19 protein-coding genes are annotated in these 19,335 nt (G+C 45.7%); 12 read left to right on the top strand and 7 right to left on the bottom strand.

The features are described from left to right. Nucleotides 1-194 precede the first annotated feature (194 nt). The 5 genes from W234_RS0103790 to W234_RS0103770 all read left to right on the top strand — a co-directional run bounded on the left by W234_RS0103790 (nucleotide 195) and on the right by W234_RS0103770 (nucleotide 6,331). The gene (locus W234_RS0103790) at nucleotides 195-1,922 is read left to right on the top strand and encodes an AMP-binding protein (protein WP_025644886.1); all 1,728 of its coding nucleotides are present in this window, start codon (nucleotides 195-197) and stop codon (nucleotides 1,920-1,922) included. 284 nt (nucleotides 1,923-2,206) lie between these two features. Continuing rightward, nucleotides 2,207-3,958 (top strand): AMP-binding protein, encoded by a 1,752-nt coding sequence (locus tag W234_RS0103785; RefSeq protein ID WP_025644885.1) that lies wholly within the window; start codon nucleotides 2,207-2,209, stop codon nucleotides 3,956-3,958. Nucleotides 3,959-4,118: 160 nt separating this feature from the next. Next, complete coding sequence (rph, locus tag W234_RS0103780) at nucleotides 4,119-4,835, top strand: ribonuclease PH (RefSeq protein ID WP_025644883.1); 717 nt, start codon at nucleotides 4,119-4,121, stop codon at nucleotides 4,833-4,835. Between the two features lie 103 nt (nucleotides 4,836-4,938). Continuing rightward, a complete protein-coding gene (locus W234_RS0103775) occupies nucleotides 4,939-5,436 on the top strand; it encodes a hypothetical protein (RefSeq protein WP_025644881.1) in 498 nt (165 codons plus the stop codon). Nucleotides 5,437-5,593: 157 nt separating this feature from the next. Then, a complete protein-coding gene (locus W234_RS0103770) occupies nucleotides 5,594-6,331 on the top strand; it encodes a hypothetical protein (RefSeq protein WP_025644879.1) in 738 nt (245 codons plus the stop codon). A gap of 100 nt (nucleotides 6,332-6,431) precedes the next feature. Here the strand turns inward: W234_RS0103770 and hemJ are convergent, their stop codons facing one another. The 4 genes from hemJ to aciT all read right to left on the bottom strand — a co-directional run bounded on the left by hemJ (nucleotide 6,432) and on the right by aciT (nucleotide 9,422). Then, a complete protein-coding gene (gene hemJ, locus W234_RS0103765) occupies nucleotides 6,432-6,866 on the bottom strand; it encodes a protoporphyrinogen oxidase HemJ (protein WP_025644877.1) in 435 nt (144 codons plus the stop codon). Between the two features lie 77 nt (nucleotides 6,867-6,943). Continuing rightward, entirely contained in the window at nucleotides 6,944-8,125 is a 1,182-nt protein-coding gene (gene bioB, locus W234_RS0103760; protein WP_025644875.1) for a biotin synthase BioB, read from the bottom strand. A gap of 138 nt (nucleotides 8,126-8,263) precedes the next feature. Then, nucleotides 8,264-8,770, bottom strand: a complete 507-nt coding sequence (locus W234_RS0103755; RefSeq protein ID WP_025644873.1) for an SCP2 sterol-binding domain-containing protein — start codon at nucleotides 8,768-8,770, stop codon at nucleotides 8,264-8,266. A gap of 250 nt (nucleotides 8,771-9,020) precedes the next feature. After that, on the bottom strand, nucleotides 9,021-9,422 hold the full coding sequence (aciT, locus tag W234_RS0103750) for an AciT family ciprofloxacin tolerance protein (RefSeq protein WP_227501898.1): 402 nt from the start codon (nucleotides 9,420-9,422) through the stop codon (nucleotides 9,021-9,023). Between the two features lie 29 nt (nucleotides 9,423-9,451). Between aciT and W234_RS14440 the strand changes: the two genes are divergently transcribed. Beyond that, nucleotides 9,452-9,592 carry a hypothetical protein gene (locus tag W234_RS14440; protein WP_156923944.1) on the top strand — a complete coding sequence of 47 codons (141 nt, stop codon included), beginning with the start codon at nucleotides 9,452-9,454 and terminating at the stop codon, nucleotides 9,590-9,592. Between the two features lie 253 nt (nucleotides 9,593-9,845). Here W234_RS14440 and W234_RS0103740 read toward each other — a convergent pair whose 3' ends face one another. Continuing rightward, nucleotides 9,846-10,844, bottom strand: a complete 999-nt coding sequence (locus W234_RS0103740; RefSeq protein WP_084212610.1) for a DUF368 domain-containing protein — start codon at nucleotides 10,842-10,844, stop codon at nucleotides 9,846-9,848. Nucleotides 10,845-11,043: 199 nt separating this feature from the next. Further along, nucleotides 11,044-12,297: a phosphoserine phosphatase SerB gene (gene serB, locus W234_RS0103735; RefSeq protein ID WP_025644867.1), complete on the bottom strand. Its 1,254-nt coding sequence runs from the start codon at nucleotides 12,295-12,297 to the stop codon at nucleotides 11,044-11,046. A gap of 415 nt (nucleotides 12,298-12,712) precedes the next feature. Here serB and W234_RS0103725 point away from each other — a divergent pair, with 415 nt between their 5' ends. From W234_RS0103725 to W234_RS0103700, 6 genes are all read left to right on the top strand, one after another. Continuing rightward, nucleotides 12,713-14,227 (top strand): hypothetical protein, encoded by a 1,515-nt coding sequence (locus W234_RS0103725; RefSeq protein ID WP_025644865.1) that lies wholly within the window; start codon nucleotides 12,713-12,715, stop codon nucleotides 14,225-14,227. 151 nt (nucleotides 14,228-14,378) lie between these two features. After that, nucleotides 14,379-14,621, top strand: a complete 243-nt coding sequence (locus W234_RS0103720) for a hypothetical protein (protein ID WP_025644863.1) — start codon at nucleotides 14,379-14,381, stop codon at nucleotides 14,619-14,621. A 144-nt stretch (nucleotides 14,622-14,765) separates the two neighbouring features. Further along, nucleotides 14,766-15,326 carry a YecA family protein gene (locus W234_RS0103715; RefSeq protein WP_084212609.1) on the top strand — a complete coding sequence of 187 codons (561 nt, stop codon included), beginning with the start codon at nucleotides 14,766-14,768 and terminating at the stop codon, nucleotides 15,324-15,326. Between the two features lie 12 nt (nucleotides 15,327-15,338). After that, complete coding sequence (locus W234_RS0103710; RefSeq protein WP_025644859.1) at nucleotides 15,339-15,797, top strand: YbjQ family protein; 459 nt, start codon at nucleotides 15,339-15,341, stop codon at nucleotides 15,795-15,797. A 63-nt stretch (nucleotides 15,798-15,860) separates the two neighbouring features. Beyond that, nucleotides 15,861-16,334: a YbjQ family protein gene (locus W234_RS0103705; RefSeq protein WP_037058815.1), complete on the top strand. Its 474-nt coding sequence runs from the start codon at nucleotides 15,861-15,863 to the stop codon at nucleotides 16,332-16,334. Between the two features lie 235 nt (nucleotides 16,335-16,569). Further along, entirely contained in the window at nucleotides 16,570-17,463 is an 894-nt protein-coding gene (locus tag W234_RS0103700) for a bile acid:sodium symporter family protein (protein ID WP_025644856.1), read from the top strand. A 120-nt stretch (nucleotides 17,464-17,583) separates the two neighbouring features. Here W234_RS0103700 and W234_RS0103695 read toward each other — a convergent pair whose 3' ends face one another. Further along, the gene (locus W234_RS0103695) at nucleotides 17,584-18,756 is read right to left on the bottom strand and encodes a formate/nitrite transporter family protein (protein WP_025644855.1); all 1,173 of its coding nucleotides are present in this window, start codon (nucleotides 18,754-18,756) and stop codon (nucleotides 17,584-17,586) included. Nucleotides 18,757-19,335 lie beyond the last annotated feature (579 nt).

Genomic DNA, 19,335 nt, shown 5'->3' with positions numbered 1-19,335 from the left:
CCATTAATGTATCAGACAGGCTTTTGTCGCTCATGAATACTTTTGCTTTAAAATAGTAACCGTCAAGTCATTTTGCACACGCAAGTAACATTCTTTTGTATTGAGTAGTCTATACAAAGTGTGTATGTTAAGGGTTACGCGGGTGCCCGATCAATTATTTTACCCTTTACTATATTATTAGGAGCAAGAAGATTATGGAAAATCAAGTAAACCCAACCCGTAATGACAACCCAGTTTGGCTAAAAACGTATGAAGAGCTTGGGCTCACTTATGATATCAATATGCCGCCCGAAAACAGCTCACTTATCGATATCTTTGAAAACAGTTTTAGCAAATTTAGTAATAGAACCGCTTTTATTTGCATGGGCGCGTCGATTAGCTTCCAAGAAGTAGACGAATATAGCAAGCAAGTCGCTGTTTATCTGCAGTCGTTAGGACTAACAAAAGGCGATAAAGTAGCGGTTATGATGCCGAACATCTTACAGCTACCCGTGACGGTCATTGGCGTGCTGCGCGCAGGTCTCACCTTAGTCAACGTCAACCCTCTATATACCACCTCAGAGCTTGAGCATCAGCTGACAGATTCAGATGCCAAAGCACTGATTATGGTCGAAAACTTTGCCAAAACGTACCAAGATATCGGCCGTGATGTCGTCGACAATGTCGTCATTACTGGTATGGGCGATATGATGGGTACGCTCAAAGGCTTTATGGTCAATACTGTCGTACGTCACGTCAAAAAAATGGTCCCTGACTACAATATCAGTAATAGCGTTAGCTTCAAAAACATGCTGAAAAAGAGTCCAGCCCGTAAGTATAAGCGTCCAGACGATATTACCCTTAACGATATTGCTGTTCTACAATATACCGGCGGTACCACTGGGGTCGCTAAAGGCGCTATGCTCACGCACAAAAACTTAGTCGCAAACTTAGTACAAAGTAATACTTTCTTAGGCAGTGCCTTTGATGAATTCGATAAGCGCGGCGAGCAGCCTGTCATTATGACTGCCCTGCCGCTGTATCATATTTTCTCCTTTACCGTCTGCGGTATGTTCGGGATTTATCGTGGTTGTATTGGTCTATTAGTACCAAACCCGCGCGACTTAGACAGCCTGATGAAAGCTTATGAAGCCAATCCGCCTTCGTTCTTCCCAGCGGTCAATACTTTGTTTAACGCGCTTGCCATCAATGAGAAGTTCAAAGCGATGGATCATAGCAAGCTGCTTGTCTCTATGGGCGGCGGTATGGCAGTACTCAGCTCAACCGCTGAAAAATGGCGTCAAGTGACCGGCAATATTATCTTGCAAGGTTATGGTCTGTCTGAAACTTCTCCGGTATCAACCGCCAATCCGATCAACAGTACCACTTTTACTGGAACTATCGGCGTGCCTATGCCAGGGACTGAGATTGCTATCATTGATGATGAGGGCAATGAGGTCGCGCTAGGCGAGCGCGGTGAGATCGGCGTTCGCGGTCCGCAGGTGATGAAAGGCTACTGGCAGCGTAAAGAAGCTACCGCTGAGGTCATGACTGATGATGGTTATTTCTTAACGGGTGATATCGGTATCATGGATGAGGATGGTTATGTGACTATCGTGGATCGTAAAAAGAACATGATCTTAGTCTCAGGCTTTAACGTTTATCCGACCGAAGTCGAAGAGGTGATGTCCGGTCATCCCAAAATCGTTGAGTGCGGCGTCATCGGTATCAACAATGGCGAGAGCGGTGAGGTGCCGAAGATCTTTGTGGTGCGTCAAGATGAGAGCCTAACCAAAGAAGAGGTACTAAAATACAGTCAAGATAACCTGACGGGCTACAAGCGTCCACGTTATGTTGAGTTCATCGATGAGCTACCAAAATCAAACGTCGGTAAAATCTTGCATAAAGATCTGCGCGATATGGAAGCCAAAAACAACGCTTAAGCTAAGGGTAGCTGGCGAGTGATAAGCGGCTAATGATGGCAGCTTAAAAACCACAGATATTGAATATCTGATACCGAAAAACACAGATAAGGTAGCCATAAGCTGCCTTATCTTTTTTTGTGGCATTTTTCTTTGTGTCACAGGGTCTTGCTTAGCAATAGAGAATTTTTAGCAAAAATGCTATAGTCGCTAGCACTAGAATCCAGTAATTTTACTAAATAAAGAGTGCTTTTTGACAATGACATTCTAAATATCCCCTTAAATTGAATCATTTAGGACCACTTATGACTGAGAATAACAAGACTTCATCGCCTGCCATCCAAAATGAGTTTCCAACGATACCGGACATCCCAAGCGATAGACCTTGGCTCAATGCTTATGAGCGTTATGGCATTGACGCTACTATCGATATGCCAAAAGACGATACGTCGCTGCTTGATGTTTTTGAGCGCAACTTTCGCCGCTATGGCAAAAAAACCGCTTATATCTGTATGGGTGCGTCGATCAGCTACAAGCAGCTTGATCTCTATAGTCGTCAGATTGCCAGTTATTTGCAGTCGCTTGGTCTCCAAAAAGGCGATAAAGTCGGCGTGATGATGCCTAATATTTTGCAGTATCCTATAGTCGCGCTTGGTATCATTCGCGCAGGCATGACCTTAGTCAACGTCAATCCTCTTTATACTAGCCGCGAGCTGTCGCATCAGTTGCATGACAGCGGCACTAAAGCGTTATTTATCGTTGAAAACTTCGCGAAAACTTATCAAGAAGCGGAGGATAAAGGTCAGGTTGAGCACGTTATCGTCTGTAAATTGGGTGATATGTTAGGCACGCTAAAGGGTACAGTGGTCAATCTAGTTGCCCGCCATATCAAAAAAATGATCCCTTCTTACAATCTGCCCAACAGCACCTCATTTAAGCAAGCGCTGAATTCGGTATCAGCCAGCAAATATCAGCGTCCTAAGCTCAATCTCAGCGATGTGGCGCTGCTGCAATATACCGGCGGCACAACAGGCGTGGCCAAAGGCGCAATGCTATCGCACGGCAACTTAGTCGCTAACATGCTACAGATCAGCGTCCTTATGAATAGCGCTTTTGAGGATGATGCCAATAGCGATGATGTGATTTTGACCGCGCTGCCGCTGTATCATGTGTTCTCCTTTATGGTCTGTGGTATGTACGGTATGTATCAAGGTTACACAGGCTTACTGATTCCTAATCCGCGTGATCTCGATGGCTTGATCAAAGAGATGGATAAATATAAGCCTTCGTTTATTCCTGCCGTCAACACTTTATTCAACGGTCTTGTGCATCACGATGATTTTGCAAAATTGGATTTCTCTAATCTAAAAGCGGCTATCGGTGGCGGCATGTCGGTACTACCAAGCGTCGCTAAAGAGTGGCACAAGGTCACAGGTTTACCTATTGTAGAAGGCTATGGTCTGTCCGAAACCTCGCCAGTAGTGGCTTTTAACCCCATGACTATTGCCAAATTCACTGGCAAAATCGGTATTCCGGCTTCAAACACTGATGTCGTGCTTATCGATGAGGATGATAATGAAGTGGCAATCGGTGAGCGCGGGGAGATCTGCGTAAAGGGCCCGCAAGTGATGATAGGCTACCAAAACCGTCCTGATGAAACCGCAGAGACCTTTACTAAAAACGGTTATTTAAAAACTGGCGACATCGGTATTATGGATGAAAAAGGCTTTATCAAAATTGTCGATCGCAAAAAAGATATGATATTGGTCTCAGGATTTAACGTCTATCCGAACGAGATTGAAGAGGCGATGAGCGAGCATGCAGCGGTAAAAGAAGTCGGCGCTATCGGTGTGCCAAATGACGAGCGCGGCGAAGACCCAAAAATCTTTGTAGTCAAAAAAGGCGATGTCACCGAACAAGAGCTTATCGATTTTGGTAAAAAACAACTGACCGGCTACAAGCGTCCTCGTCATGTACAGTTCGTTGATGAGCTACCAAAATCTAACGTCGGTAAAATCTTACGTAAAGAACTGCGTAAAATGGAAGGTTTAGAATAAACAATAGGGGTTAGTGCTGAGTATTTATAACACCCAAAATGCTTATACCAGCGTATGGCGCTGCGTCAATCTTGCTATTGGCGCGCTGCCACGTTAGGATATCTTCTATATTTTACAAGGGCTTTTATAACCTTGTTCCAACTCTACCTTAGGATACTATATGCGTAATGACAACCGCGAGCTTGATCAACTTCGTCCAATCAGCTTTGAGCGTCACTATACCAAACATGCTGAAGGCTCGGTGTTGGTTAGCTTTGGCGATACCAAAGTGCTTTGTACTGCCAGTGTCGAATCCGGCGTACCGCGTTGGCTAAAAGGTAAAGGCAAAGGCTGGGTCACTGCCGAATATGGCATGCTGCCACGCGCGACCAATACCCGTAACCAGCGCGAAGCGGCTCGCGGCAAGCAGTCTGGTCGCACCCAAGAGATTCAGCGTCTAATTGGCCGTAGCCTGCGCGCGATGATCGATCTGAGCAAATTAGGTGAGAATACCATCTATCTTGATTGTGATGTGCTGCAGGCAGATGGCGGCACGCGTACTGCTAGTGTCACAGGCGCTGCAGTTGCGCTGATTGATGCGTTAGAGAGCTTGCAGAAAACCAAAAAGCTCAAAGCCGATCCGCTGATTGGTTTGGTCGCTGCAGTGTCAGTCGGCATGAAGGACGGTCAAGCTTATCTAGATCTTAATTATGAAGAGGACTCTAATTGCGATACCGACTTGAACGTGGTGATGACGCAAAAAGGTGAGTTTATTGAGCTACAAGGCACTGCTGAGGATAAGCCATTTACCCGCGCGCAGGCTGATGATATGTTGGCACTAGCTGAAAAAGGCATCAGCGAGCTAGTCGACTTACAAAAAACAGCGTTAGGCTGGTAAGGTATTTAATTAGCTAGAGGGTTATGCTAGGGCGTGTCCCTAATGATCTTCTAGCTACGGGCCAAATACGAGTTGTTTTATTATTCTGTGACAGGTTGTCTCTATGCTTAAGTTGACTGATGACGGTGCGAAGATTAGCTTGCAAGGACAGCCGCCTAGCGGTGATAATGGGCTATTTTGGTTTGGCTCAGCACTGTTGGTTGGCGCAGTTGGCGTGGCGATGGCGATGAGCCTACTGCCTGAGCGCCTCTCTATCGGCGCGTTGGCTTTGCTTATTATCGGTAGTTTTTTCTTTAACAGGCAACGTCAGCAGCGCAAAAAACAGCTCAGCGGCGTCATCAGCAGTGGCGTGTTATGGGTGCGCGCAGGCGAGTTGGTCCATGATAGCAACGGCAAGCGCGACTCTATTCAGCTCAGCGAAGGGGACAAAGTCACGCTATTTGGTGAGCAAATCCAGATCTTAGATGCTGATGATAACCGCAAATACCATATCAGCGGCTTTGACAGTGTGCAAGAAGCGAAGGCGGCGCAAGCAATATTGCAAGGTCAAGCGCTGAGCAAACGCCATGTCAATATTAAGATGCAGGACAGCGCTGATTAAAGCACTACTCTTCGCTATATATGAGCTACTATCTAATTTTTAATACCTTTTGTCATCTAATTGGTGCTGATAATGCTTGCAGCTTCCTAGCTAAATGGTTTATAACTTATAACTGATATCAAAGTTTGATAGTTACTATTTTGCTAGGGAGTCGGTCATGTCGGGTTTGTCTATGAGCGCAAAGCTGCGTTTGGGTAATCAGTCGCTTTTAACAGCGGGGATGCTTGTCTTTATGGCGCAAGCTCACGCGGACAGTATGAGCGCTCTTATCGCCCAAAAATCAGCACAGGCTAATGTCCGCTATACGCCCTCGTATTCAGCAGCACCCGCTGCTACAGTGAGCACTCGCTCTACTATAAAACGTGCGCGTCCTCACACAGCTACTCGCTCTACTAGTTATTCTTATCCGCAGCCCTTCTATCAGCCGCCACAAGTCTTGCCAGCGTTTTTATCCGGCAGTTATGATAATGTCGATAGCCAATATTTACCGATACTTAGCCAAGCCGAGAGCCAAAGCAGCACGGCCGCGCGCGAGGTCATCAGTACCGCACGCACTATGGCGCTCAATGAGCGCGCTATTATTCAAGGTGGCTGCTGGGACTACTTAGATGCGGTGTTTAAGCGGGCAGGGGTGACTCGCGATACCGTCCATAAAGGCGTCTATCGACAAGGCCCGTATGCTGCGAGTCACGAGATACAAGCAGGAGATTGGCTGTATTACATTAATCATGGCTATAACGGCGTCGAGCACAGCGGCCTGTTTGTCGGCTGGGTCGATGAGTCCGCTAAGCAAGCGCTGATGCTCAGCTATGCCGGTGAAAACCGCCGCGAGCCTGCGCGTTATAAGGTTTATGACCTCAGTAACGTTTATCAAATTATGCGTCCAACCATATAGCTTAGTTAGACTATAATCACATCTAATGATCAGACATAAAAAAGCGTCTGCAGCTTATAAGTTGCGGACGCTTTTTAAATAATAGCCGTGAGCTAGCGTGCTAAAAGGGCTTGACCACTACTAAGATAACAATAATCACTAAGCCAAGGACAGGCACTTCATTGAATCCGCGCCAAAACTTATGGCTTTTGTATTGCGGCTCATCAACAAGTTTTTTACGATAAAAACCGCAAGCGCCGTGATAGGCTGAGAGTAGAATCACTAGTAGTATTTTGACATGCAGCCAGCCTTGGGTTTTGTAGACCTCCCAGCCTAGTCCCACCATCCATAGGCCAAATATCCAAGTGGCGATCATCGAGGGGGTCATAATACCGCGATATAGCTTGCGCTCCATTATCACAAAGCGATCTTGGCTGATTTTGTCCTCACTCATCGCATGATAAACAAACAAGCGCGGTAAGTAGAATATCGCAGCAAACCAGCACACCATAGAGATGATATGCGCCGCTTTAATCCAGTTAAAATAATCTGCCATAACTTACTCTCTAAACCTTTTTGTTAATGCTCTGATGTCTGATGCTTTATGCTGATGTTTACTAATGTCAAAGCGGCTTACTCAGTGAGTAACACCTCGGAGCGCTGACCGCTTGCCGCATCTAAGACTGTAACGACTTTTGGCGCTCTAGGCGCTGCTATCTGCGCAGTTAAACCCAGCTCTTGCATCAATCGGTTGTCATTGGCTTGACTGGCGTTACCTGTGGTTAATAGCTTATCACCATAAAAAAACGAATTGGCGCCCGCCATAAACGCCAATGCTTGCTCGCTATCTGATAAGCTCTCACGTCCCGCTGATAGCCGCACGTAGCTCTTCGGGCAGCAGATACGCGTCACCGCAATCGTACGAATCCACTCCAGTACGGGCAGCTCGCCCTCGCTTAATACCTTGTCACCGAGCGGTGTGCCTTTGATAGGCACTAATAAATTGACCGGGATAGATTCCGGCGCTTTTGGCATCTTGAGCAGCTCATGTACCCAGTCGATCCTATCGTCACGGCTCTCACCCATACCGACGATGTTACCACTACAGACATGAATGCCTGAATTACGCACATGATCGATAGTCTCTAATCTGTCATCATAGCTGCGGGTAGTGACGACTTGATCGTAGTAACTTCTAGAAGTATCGAGGTTATGATTGTAGTAATCAAGCCCCGCATCAGCTAATTGGCTCGCCTGATCTGAATCGAGCATACCCAGAGTCATACAAGTCTCAAGCCCTAACGCTTTGACCTCTTTTATAAGCTCTATCACGTAGGGCATATCTTTATGACTAGGGTGCTTCCAAGCCGCTCCCATACAGAACCTTGATGATCCGCTAGCTTTGGCGCGTTTGGCAGCGGCAAGCACTTTATCTACTGCTAAGCGTTTTTCGGCTTGCAGTTGGGTCTTGTCACGGTGATGACCTGACTGCGAGCAATAGCCACAGTCCTCAGGACAATTGCCGGTCTTAATAGACAGTAGCGTGCTAATTTGCACCTCATTGGCAGTGAAGTTCTCTCTATGGATACTCTGCGCTTGAAGCAGTAAATCTATAAATGGCAAGTCAAATAGCGCTGCTATCTCGGCACGGCTGCGCTTTTGAACAGAAAAACGAGCCTGATTTTGGGTCGCGTCGGTTGCCAGATCAGCAGCGGTTTTAGCCGAGTGTACAGAAGTAGCCGGGACAAAACCGTTGATGTCATCTGCTTTATCATTAACCGCAGTAGGTTCTGAGATACTAAGTAATCCTGCCATCATTAATCCTTTAATTTACATGGAACGTTAGCCTCTAAAATTAGGCCATAAAAAAAGTTACGGCATCTAGTATACCGTAACCTTAATTAAAATACTTAGCGCGAGAAAACAAAGCTGTTTAGGCGCTATTTATTAGAGTTATTTGCCAAGCTTATGCTTCGCGACGCCTACCCAATGCTGTGCAAACTGCTGGGCTTTATAAGCGTAAGGCTTGGCTTTAGTGATATAAGGCTCACATTCTTCTGGGATAGTAGGTACGATATGCTTAGCAAGCTTATTGAACCACATCATCAAGCTATAATCGCCCTCAATGCTAAGCTTACCTTCTTGCACTGCAGTCATAAAGGCCGGCAGGCTACCTTTAGTTAATAGCTTAACACCGGTCATAGAGTCTTTGAATTTGATGGTCAGGTCCGCTTTTTCAGCTGCGCCGCTTTTTTGCTCAAATTGACCATTATCGAAACTAAAATGACGAGCGATGTCTGCTTCTTCGCTAGCAATTTCGATGACTACTTGGCGATCCGCCAGTAGCTGCTGAAACTCTTCGTTATCACTATCAGCAAGCATGGACAAGCGGTAGCCGACAACTGCAAGCAATACATCTAATGGATCGGACTTGATATCTAAAACAGGAACAGTAAACATAATAACACTCCTAAGGGTCAGTAAAATAAAGCGTACTCTATAGTAATTATCACTATAAGCATATATTTAAATGATAACTTATGCGTCCAATGCAATTCATTAGTAGTTGCGTAGAGGCCGTTAAGTATCGTGTAACAATAGCTCGTTGTTATACTGTTAAAAGCAGAGTTTTGAAGCTAAGGGCTACTTTTAAGACCATAAAAAATGCGCCGGAGAGTGGCGCATTTTTAACGAAAAAAACAAAGAGGTATCACTCAAATCGTGGCTGATAGTCATCATAGATAGGCGAGTGCTCGACGTAACGGGCTGCTGCGAGTGCGCGCTCTTGCTCCATCGCTTGACTGACGTCTTCATAGCGCAGAGCGCGGTATAGTACCCATGTAAATAAGGGCAGCCAGCTGATTCCCATCGCCGCTACATAGCCATGCCACTCTGAGAGCGAGGTCCAGAGCATTAGTCCACTATGTATCACCTCAACAGCTAACCAATAGGCGACGCCGCCCAATACATACCATAGTAGCCAGCGCTGCGAAGACAAGCTAATGGCGACAATGAGACTGGCTAATATACCATAACCCAACAAAGCGCTCGTATTGCCAGCCGCACTTAAAGTCTCAATACTCGCCATAGAAAATACAGTCGATAACATCATTCATCTCGCTATTCATAAGGTGAATTCCAATGACTTATTATGAAAGCAAAAAGGCAAAAGCTAAAGCGAGAAAAGTGCGGTTGCGACAACAGTTGACGTCTGTTTTTTTAGGTTTTGTATCCTTATTAGGGCGTGTTGAACATTCACAAATGCGCACTGCTGATAGCTAAAATAGTTCTAGTTTAAGTGAAAATTGCAGGTAATGCTTATTGCATTGGCTAGATTTTCGCAACGACTAGGGCGATTTTAGCATCAGCCTGCAGGGACAGGACTATTTTTTGCCGCTTTATTGATAAAAATAGACGCTTAGAACAACTAAACTTACCATTTTTATCTGCAAATCGCCTAAAAAATAGTCTCTGTCAGTGACAAGGTCGAATGTTCAATACGCCCTATTTATCGCTTATCACTTATTACTAAACATTAAAAGTTGGCGCGGGTTTGTTTGCTTTGATGTCCCCACCAAGACAGCAGTGATACTAGAACTGCGCCTAGAATCATTAGTCCTACAGTCGTTAGCCACTGCGCGCCAGTCGGGTAGTGCCAAGGCATGACATTATGAGTCGTCTCGCTATTGAGCGTACCGAGTGCATCCACTTTCCATGGCCAAACTTTGACTAAAGAGCCGGCGATAAAGCCTGTTAATAAAGCTAGAGTCGCTTGATAATACTTTGATAACAGCCACTTGAGCAGTCGGGTAAAGAGTAGCAATCCCGTCAGCATGCCTGCCATTAAGGTAAAAATAACGGTCAAATTAAAGGTATCTACCGCTTCTAGCACCGCATCATAAGCGCCCATGAGCAGTAAGATAAATGAGCCTGAAATACCAGGCAGAATCATCGCACAAATCGCAATCGCTCCGGCAAAAAACAAGTACGGCAAGCTTGGCGTAGCAGAAGATATCGGTAACTGGCTAATAAAGACTGCAATGAGTAATCCTGCGATAAATAAGCTTGCGCGCGCCGCCGTCCAGCGCTTAATCTCGCTCAATAAGATCACGACAGTAGCGACAACTAAGCCGAAGAAAAACGACCAAATAAGTAAAGGTTGATTGTCTAGTAAGTACTTAATCATGCCGGCTAAAGTGGCAAAGCTAGTCACGATACCTAATAGCAAAACCAATAAAAAAGTCGCATCAACTTGTCGCCAGACGGCAAGCAAGCCTTTGATGCCGCCATCAGCACGAAACACTTGCCAAAGACTCGGCCCAATACTACCCAAAGCGTTGATTAGGCGCTGATAAATACCCGCGATTAAAGCGATAGTACCGCCCGAGACGCCAGGAACGATGTCAGCGGCGCCCATGGCCATGCCCTTTATGTAGACACCAAAGAGCGACTTAGGTTGAGCTGATTTATCAAAGGAAGAGGCGTTAGGCCGATGGGTGGGCGGCGTATTTGGCTGCGGTGAGGGTGATGTCATTATTGACATTCCTTATAACAATGAAACAGCTAAAGAGGATTGATACACTTACGGAGGCGGCATTTAGCGTCCGAGGTACTGCGACTGCGATCTACAAACTACAAAAATGCTCATACGCTAAGCCAAGTGCTGATGTTGGCCGAGCGTGACGAGCTAAATGGACGATAAAGGAACTTGCCCCATTTTATACTTAGTAGACTTAGGACACCGGCGATAGTTCAGGATAGCCAAGCGCGTAGAGTACGCCTTCTAGTCCGGTGACATTGACTGCAGCATCGGCGCGGGCTTGGACGATAGGCTTAGCGTTATAGGCGACGCCTAAATCGGCAAGCGCCATCATCGGTAAATCATTAGCGCCATCACCCACACAGACCACTTGCGTCATCTCAATACCTAAGCGCTCAGCGGTCTGCTGAACGATGGCCGCTTTTTTATCACCATTGACGATAGGCAATTGAATATGACCGGTGACTTCGCCTTCTTCTATATCCAAAAAGTTGGCATGCACCTCATCGATACCGAGGCGCTCAGCGACATAATCAGCGAAGTAGGTAAAGCCGCCTGAGACGAGTATCGTATGATAGCCAAGAGCCTTTAGCGCAGTGATTGTAGTATGAGCGCCGGTAGAGATCTTCAGACGCGCACAAATCTCATCGAGCACTGTCGTTGGAATGCCTTCAAGCAGTGCGACTCGTCTGGCAAAAGACTCATCAAAATCGATCTCACCGCGCATAGCCGCCTCAGTGATGGCCTCAACTTCTGCTCCAATACCTGCAGTTTTGGCCAGCTCAACGATGACTTCTTGCTCAATGAGCGTGGAGTCCATGTCAAAACAAGCCAACTTGTGCGTGCGTAGCATGTGACCGATAGATAAGATATGACAGTCGACTAAATTCTCGCTATCTAAGCTTGGCGTGACTTCGTTGTCCGTACTTTCATTTTCTGAACTTTGATTATCAGTGCTTTGATTATCAGTATAGTGCTGAGCCAAGTCACGACGCAGACGGGTCGTTAACTGATCGTCGATGATATGCGCTGCGGCCACCTTTTTGGCCGGATGCATTAAGGTATCTGTCGCCGGTACTAGCAGATAGCGGAACACTTGTGCAGGGACAAACGCCGATTGAGTGGTGTCTTGTGTTTGAGCATTAGCAGCGGCGTCGCTTGTGGCGACATTGACATCAACCTCAATAAAGTTCGCCTCAGCATCTTCGGCTACCGTGACCAAATGCCAGCTTGGCTGCTCATCCACCCAAGATTGTACATAGTTATGGATATCTAGCGCCGGCACATGGGCGGGTAGCACCACAATCAAAGCAAACACCGGTAGCGACTGCAAGGCATCAAAGTCGCTCAAGCTTGTGCCACTAGGTAGCAGCGCGGCGACAGAATCGACGGCTTGTTGCCATGCTTTGCTGTCTTTTGGTAACGAGTAAGGCGTATTTTTTGGCATGGCTAAATTGTCCCTTGTATGCACAGATAAGATTAGGAATAATAACAGCTTTAGTACGCTAAGCCTATATGTGAGGCACAAACTATCTAGCATGCAAAAAAGCCTCATGGCAGACGCAAAGGTGGCCAATAGCGCTAAATAGCTCGCTAATTTAACGACAGCAAAATGGATGAAAGTTTAGGCTTAAACCTTAGAGCATTAAATTTATTATTGCCATAAACTATGATAGCCGTGATGATGATATAGTAGCTATAAGCGCGTTAGCGTTCGGCGATAAAACTGAGCTTGCCAAGCACCAGTTAGCTTATCTATAGAGCCGTTAGCCGCTACTTGACCTTATGCTTTTCCTAAAACGATCACAAAACGATAGACAGTGTCGTTTTTCATTCTTTCTTATAAAAAAGTTTACTCTACCATGACTTATTTAGCGCCGCGGCAAGGATTGTTTGCCATCATAATCTTGATTAGTTTTTGTTTGCAAACCTTACTGTTAGTCATTAGTACTGATCAGCAGTTGAGCAACAGTCGTCAGCTAAAAGGCGAGCAGATGGTCGCTCAGCTTATCGATGAGGCGCGCTTGTCTTTAGAGAATCAAGACCGGGTCAGCCTGAGCGTTATCGCCAATCGCTATACTAGTGAGCAAGATGTCACGCGATTGGTCATTAAAGATAACAACGATGAGGTGTTAGTGCCCGTAGGTAATGCGCCTATGCAACAAGGCAATACGATTAGCCAAATAGCGACTAATGGCGATGCGGTGATCGGTAGCGTCGCGCTCACCTTAAAGGACATCAGCAAAGGTGAGATTATCACCATGCAGTGGCCGTTTGTGATTGGCTCGATGATTTTGCATTTATTGCTATTATTGGTTTATAGCTATGTTGCGCGGCCGACAAAAGAGCAGATCAGCGCGCTAAGTCAAGATATAGAAGATGTGCATCGTGAGCAGTATGCGCGCCGAGCGCAGGCTCATAGCCGTTATCCTGATGAGATCAGTCAGCAAAGCGAGACTGAGGCTTATGCGCAAGCCGCGCTTGATGACAGCGCTAGTGCGTTAGCAAATACTAAAGCCGCCGCAGTCAATACGGCAACTATACATAGTGAGCTGAATGCTTATCTCAAGTCTCAGCAATCAGCGGACACTCACTCAACCGATACTCACTCAGCCAGCAGCAGTGCCGCTCAAAGTAATGAGAGCGCGGCGCGCGCTTCTAGTCCGGACCAAGCGCAGCATGACGCGGATACCACTCAAAGTCATACAACCGATATGGCAAGCGCCAAAGGGTATGATGCGGCTAAACCTAGCGCGCAGGGCTCTAGTTTATCTTCTTCTCGCACCCTTGAGACGGTAAGTGTACATATTAGCTTTCATGACGAGTACAACATGCTCGAGCTTTTAGCGCCAGAGACGCGTGTGCCTTATCTAGCCTTATGTACTCAGCTCCTGCAGCAAGCTTTGACTGAACTGTTAAAGCAGCCTTTATTATTAGGAATTAGCGCGGTCAATGAGCCGCACTTTGATGAAAATGGCGCTATAGCGGTGCTCAAAGCAGATAATAGCCACGCAAAAGTAGCACTGGCCGGAGTCATGCTAGGCAAGCTGTATTTGATGCTTAATAAAATCATTCATGATAAGCATATTGAGCTGTCTCGCTTTGCGCTACCGGCAAAAGTAGGCGTCAGTGATGAAGCGCGAGCAGAAGCGATGACTCAGCTGCTCGCGAGCGTCGGCAAAAAAGAGCAGATGCTTATATTACTGCCTCAAGTAGGTCTAAAACAGATCGCAAGCTACGTGCAGGTACAAAGCGTCAAGCGCCCAACTACAGTCTATGAGCGTGAATGTGCGATATTTGATGGAGGTAATGATGCTATGATGCAGCGCTTAGCCGATGTGCGCAACTCAGTGCTGATGACAGAAAGTGAAGCTTAAATCGCCTAGAGAATAAAAATCAGTACCGAATCAGTACCGAGATAAAATGCGCTTAATGACGAAAAGCATTGACAAGACACTTTAGAGACTTTATAAGGCATATATAAAGTGAATGATTTTGAATTTTTGGTACAAATAATAGGAGTTTGTCATGAGTGATCCTGATATTGATGATTTTGATGATGAATTTGCCGATGACGACGATGCAAAGATGGTAGAAGAGGCTGAGACCAGTGTCCGTACGCGTCTGAGCAGTTTAGAGAAGCGTCGTCTCATTGATAATTTATTAGAAGAAAAGCGTCTAGCAAAAGCGCTAAAAGACGACTTAGAAGATGATGGCGATGATGATCTCGACGACGACTGGGACGACGACTGGGATAATGACGAGGTCTAGCTCTCGCGCCCTTTGCTAAAAGGGCAACACACTGAGCTAACATAAGACAACGCTAGTCGTGCTAAGCGGATACCGCTTAATATAGAACCTCCTAATCGAGTAATAGCGTTAAAATTCGGCAGCCAAACGACAAGGAAGCGCGCCATGAGTAGCAACCCATTGAGCTTTGATCAATTACTAGATTTTTTGGATAACCAAGAGAGCCTCTACGTGCTCGATAGTATCGCCACCCATGGGTTTTTGACCGCTACGGTGATCGGTCGTCCACTGCCTAACTGGTTGGATGCGCTATTTGATGGTCAAGCGGACAAACTACCAGAGAACGTAGTAGATGGCGTAAAACGCTGGCGTCAAGCTATCCTCGCTGAGCTCAAAAATGAGCAGCCCATTGAGCTGCCATTTAACGAAGATGCGCAGGATGAAGACACGGCGATGGACTTCTCTGAGGAGTCAGATATCGTCGCTTGGTCGATAGGGTTTGTCGATGCGATGTATGCTGATGAAGCTGAGGACTGGTTTGAGAACGAAGAGACAGCTGAAGATGTCGCTGTTTTAACCTTGCCTATGGTCGTATTCAGCGGCATCGACGATGAAGATGAAGAGCTGACACAAATGCGCAGCGATGATAAGAAAATGGCGCAAATGGCCAATAGTATCGAAGGTAATTTGACTGAGCTGTTTTTATTATTTCATACCAATGATTAACAGGGCTATTCCATGACCGTGCAACTCTCCAACCTTGAGCATTTACCAGGCTATCGTATTACTGAGCGCTTAGATGTCGTCTATGGTAGTACCGTGCGCTCAAAGCATGTCGGTAAAGACTTATTTTCTGGTCTAAAAAACATCGTTGGCGGCGAGCTGACCGCTTATACTGAGCTACTAGAAGAGTCGCGCCAAGAAGCGATAGATCGTATGGTGGTCAAAGCTGAAGCGTTGGGCGCTGATGCTATAGTCGGACTACGGTTTTCGACGTCTAGTATCGCCCAAGGCGCTTCTGAGCTATTTGTCTACGGCACTGCCATCAAAGCAGTACCCGAGGAGCAGCCATCATCCAATCCGTATCCTAGCGATACGGGTTATCAGTCTTATCAAGCGCCTAATAACCAAGGCCAGCCAACAGCAACCAACCCTCCTGCAGATGACTTACCACGCTTTAATCCTTTTGGTGAGTAGTGCCTTTTCATACAATTAAGTCATACCGCTAAGCTGTCAGACTTTTATCACTAGAGATGGGTTATGAATAACTCTTTAACGCAAATGCTGATCAACTATGCGCCGCTACTGATTTTGTTTGTCGTCGGCTGGTTCTTTGGTACACGCCATGAGCGCCAGCATTTAGGACGTTTATCAGTAGCAGAAAAAGAGCTGAGTCATATTATCGTCTCAAGTGAGCGTTTTTATCGCCCCAAGTTACAAGCGAATAGTGAAGGCGAGCTTGTGCTTGGCAGCGTGGTCATCGCGCAAGACTACTTCAAAATGGTCATCGCCAAAGTGCTGAGCTTATTTGGCAAAAACTTAACCACTTACGAGACACTACTCGACCGAGCTCGCCGAGAAGCGCTCGTGCGTATGCGTACCCAAGCGCATAGCAAAGGCTATAATCACGTCTATGGTTTGCGCTTAGAGGTCACGAATGTCAATCAGCTCGGCAGTATGGTCGAAGCGATTGCTTACGGTACGGCGGTCATCAGCAGCGACAGTCTCAAATAATCCTCTGCTAGTATCAGTTGTTTCGTCGCTTCATTCATAAATCACGGTTGAACCAAACCTCTTATCTGCGACAACTACTGTCTAATCATATCCTCGTTTTTATTATTAAAAAACAAAAGCCTATTATTGACTGGCAAGTAGTCGAAACTGAGCCATGAGTTTATGCTTGTACCGTTATACTCATTTATAACGTTATTTTTCGGCCTAAATAGGTCTTCACTACATGGAAGTAGTTATGGAAAGTGTTCAGCTAGTCACCTTTGTCAATTCAGTCGTCATTCCTATTTGTCTATTTTTGATTATGATGGGCATGGGTCTGACCTTAGTCGTAAATGACTTCAAACGCGTAGTAAAATTCCCTAAAGCGGTGAGTATAGGTTTAGCCAATCAGCTTATCATGCTACCGCTTATCGGCTTTGCTCTTGCCAATATTATGCCGCTACGTCCTGAATATGCGGTAGGCGTCATGTTACTAGTGCTATGTCCGGGCGGCACCACCTCCAATCTGTTCACTTTTTTGGCCAAAGGCGATGTGGCGTTATCAGTGACTATGACCGCCATTGCTAGCGTTATTACTGTCTTTACCATTCCTATCGTACTGAGCTTTTCGCTGGTTTACTTTATGGGTGCAGGTACTGAATTTCAGCTACCTATTGTCAAAACTATGATTTCACTCTTTGTGATTACTATTCTGCCTATTAGTATTGGTATGATAATTAAACGCTATAAGCCAAAACTCGCCGACAGCTCGCAAGTGCTGGTTTCTAGATTTGGGGTAACATTTTTGGCGATGCTCGTGGTGTTTTTGAGCTATGTGCAACGCGATATCATCGTTGACGCTTTTGTGAATACAGGGCCTGTTTCGTTAATTCTTAATCTAGTTACTATGGCGCTCGGCTACTTCTCCAGTAAGCTATTAGGCTTAAACTTAGCGCAAAGAACCTCTATTACCATGGAAGTGGGACTACAAAACAGTACGCTGTCGATCTTTATGGCGCTAACGCTATTGTCTAACTATGATATGTCGATGACGCCAGCGATCTATACGCTGATTATGTTCTTCACCGCCGGCATCTTGGTCAAGGTATTTAGTGGTAAAGCCAAAAAGCAGCAAGCAGCTTATGCCTAAGCAATAAATGATCGAGACAAGGTAAAATAAAAATCTCATGACCAAGCGATAGTACTGGTCATGAGATTTTTTATAAGTAACGGTTAGCATCAGTCCCTTTAAGCAAGCCTTAGGAGACTTTTAGCGCTTGCGACCGTTAAGCCTTGCTAACTTGTTAGACTTATCCTCAGCGCTTTCTTCGCGAACTTTAGCCACATCAAACAAGAAGGTACGGTTTTTAAGCACCGCCACAAACACCACACCGCCAACAGTATTACCAGCTAATACGACTGCCAAAAATAGTAAATAATCTAATATACCCACAGTAGTGCCGTACATTAAGGCGGCGAATACTTCGATATTGCCAACGATGCTGTGATGCAGACCCAAAAAGCCAATGCTCCCTGTGATCAGTGTCACAAGGACGATGCGACTAATGGTATCGCGCGCGGAGGTCACAAGCCAGGCGGCAATGCCCATCATCCAGCCGGCGAGTACTGCGCTGCCAAAGATGACCCACCACTCAAAGCCTAAAACATGCTCGGCATAAGCATTGATAGCGCTTACGGTAAATAGATCCATATTAAGGCCTAGGCCAATCATCAAAGCGGCAAACAGACAACCGCCGACGACATTACCCGCGATAACGATGCCCCAAAGTCGCAGCAATTTATGCAAAGGCTCGATTTTATTGAGCACAGGCAAGCTCAGTAGGGAGGTTTGCTCAGTAAATAATAACGACTGTCCAATAACGACAATAATAAAGCCAATCGGATACAGTAAGGAGGACAGTACCATAGCGTAGTCATCCGGTACGACACCCTTGAGCAGGGCGAAGGCAGACAAAATCACAAAAAAGCTAATGCCAATCTCTAACCCCGCAGTAAAGGCGCTGGTAAATAACGAGCCTAACGAGCGTCCAAAAGTTTCTTTGGCATCGATGAACTGCTCGACTAAGATACTCGCTGAGCTTTTGGCTTTACTTAAGTTGTCGTCGCTAGCGACTTTTTTGATAGTTTCTTTTTCTTCCTGAGTGAACTCTTCTGGGAAGTCTTCATCGCTGAGATTTTCGGTGATATCATTGCTAGGCGCGCTATCGTCGACATCCTGTGACGAATTTTCTTTGTCAGTATTAGCATCATCTTTGACGCTGCCATCGACGTCATCATTAACTTTATCTTCGCTAGCTTCTAGAGGCTCTTTATCGGTCGCTACCGTATCAGAATCTGTACTGTTTCTCTCTATATCGTGCTGACTTTGAGAATCTAAAGTGTCGTTTGCTAAGTCTTGGGATTTATCATTATTTTGGGGCACGGCAGGCTCGCTATTTTGTATGGCTAGTAACAGTATTGTGAATATACTTAATGTTCAATGTGCTTCATTCTTAATATCTCAGTGTTAATCTTTTAGTGTCATTATTTTAGTATTAAGCCGTTGCGGTAAAAGTGATATGCTCCATTATATTTAGGTTTAGACGGATTGCTGTTGTTGATTGTTTAGGGCGTGTTGAACATTCGACCATGGCACTGACAGAGACTATTTTTTAGGCGATTTGCAGATAAAAATGGTAAGTTTAGTTGTTCTAAGCGTCTATTTTTATCAATAAAGTGGCAAAAAATAGTCCTGTCCCTGTTGTTGTCGTGAGGGCTGATGCTAAAATCGCCCTAGTCGTTGCGACTGTTTAAATAAAATCAGCTAACCAATGCAATAAGCATTACCTGCAATTTTAACGACGACTAGAACACAGCTTTGATAAACTAGTAGCGATCAGCAGTGCGCATTTGTGAATGTTCAACACGCCCTAATAAGAATTAATAATAGCGCTGAAATCTGCGCCGATAAATCACCTTAACGCTAACAAAATAAACCTATCTGCGTTAAAATCACTCTATT

The sequence above is a fragment of the Psychrobacter sp. TB15 genome (assembly GCF_000511655.1).
GTDB lineage: Bacteria > Pseudomonadota > Gammaproteobacteria > Pseudomonadales > Moraxellaceae > Psychrobacter > Psychrobacter submarinus.
Note: the sequence above shows the minus strand (reverse complement) of the source record. Positions and strands in the feature narration are given on the sequence as shown.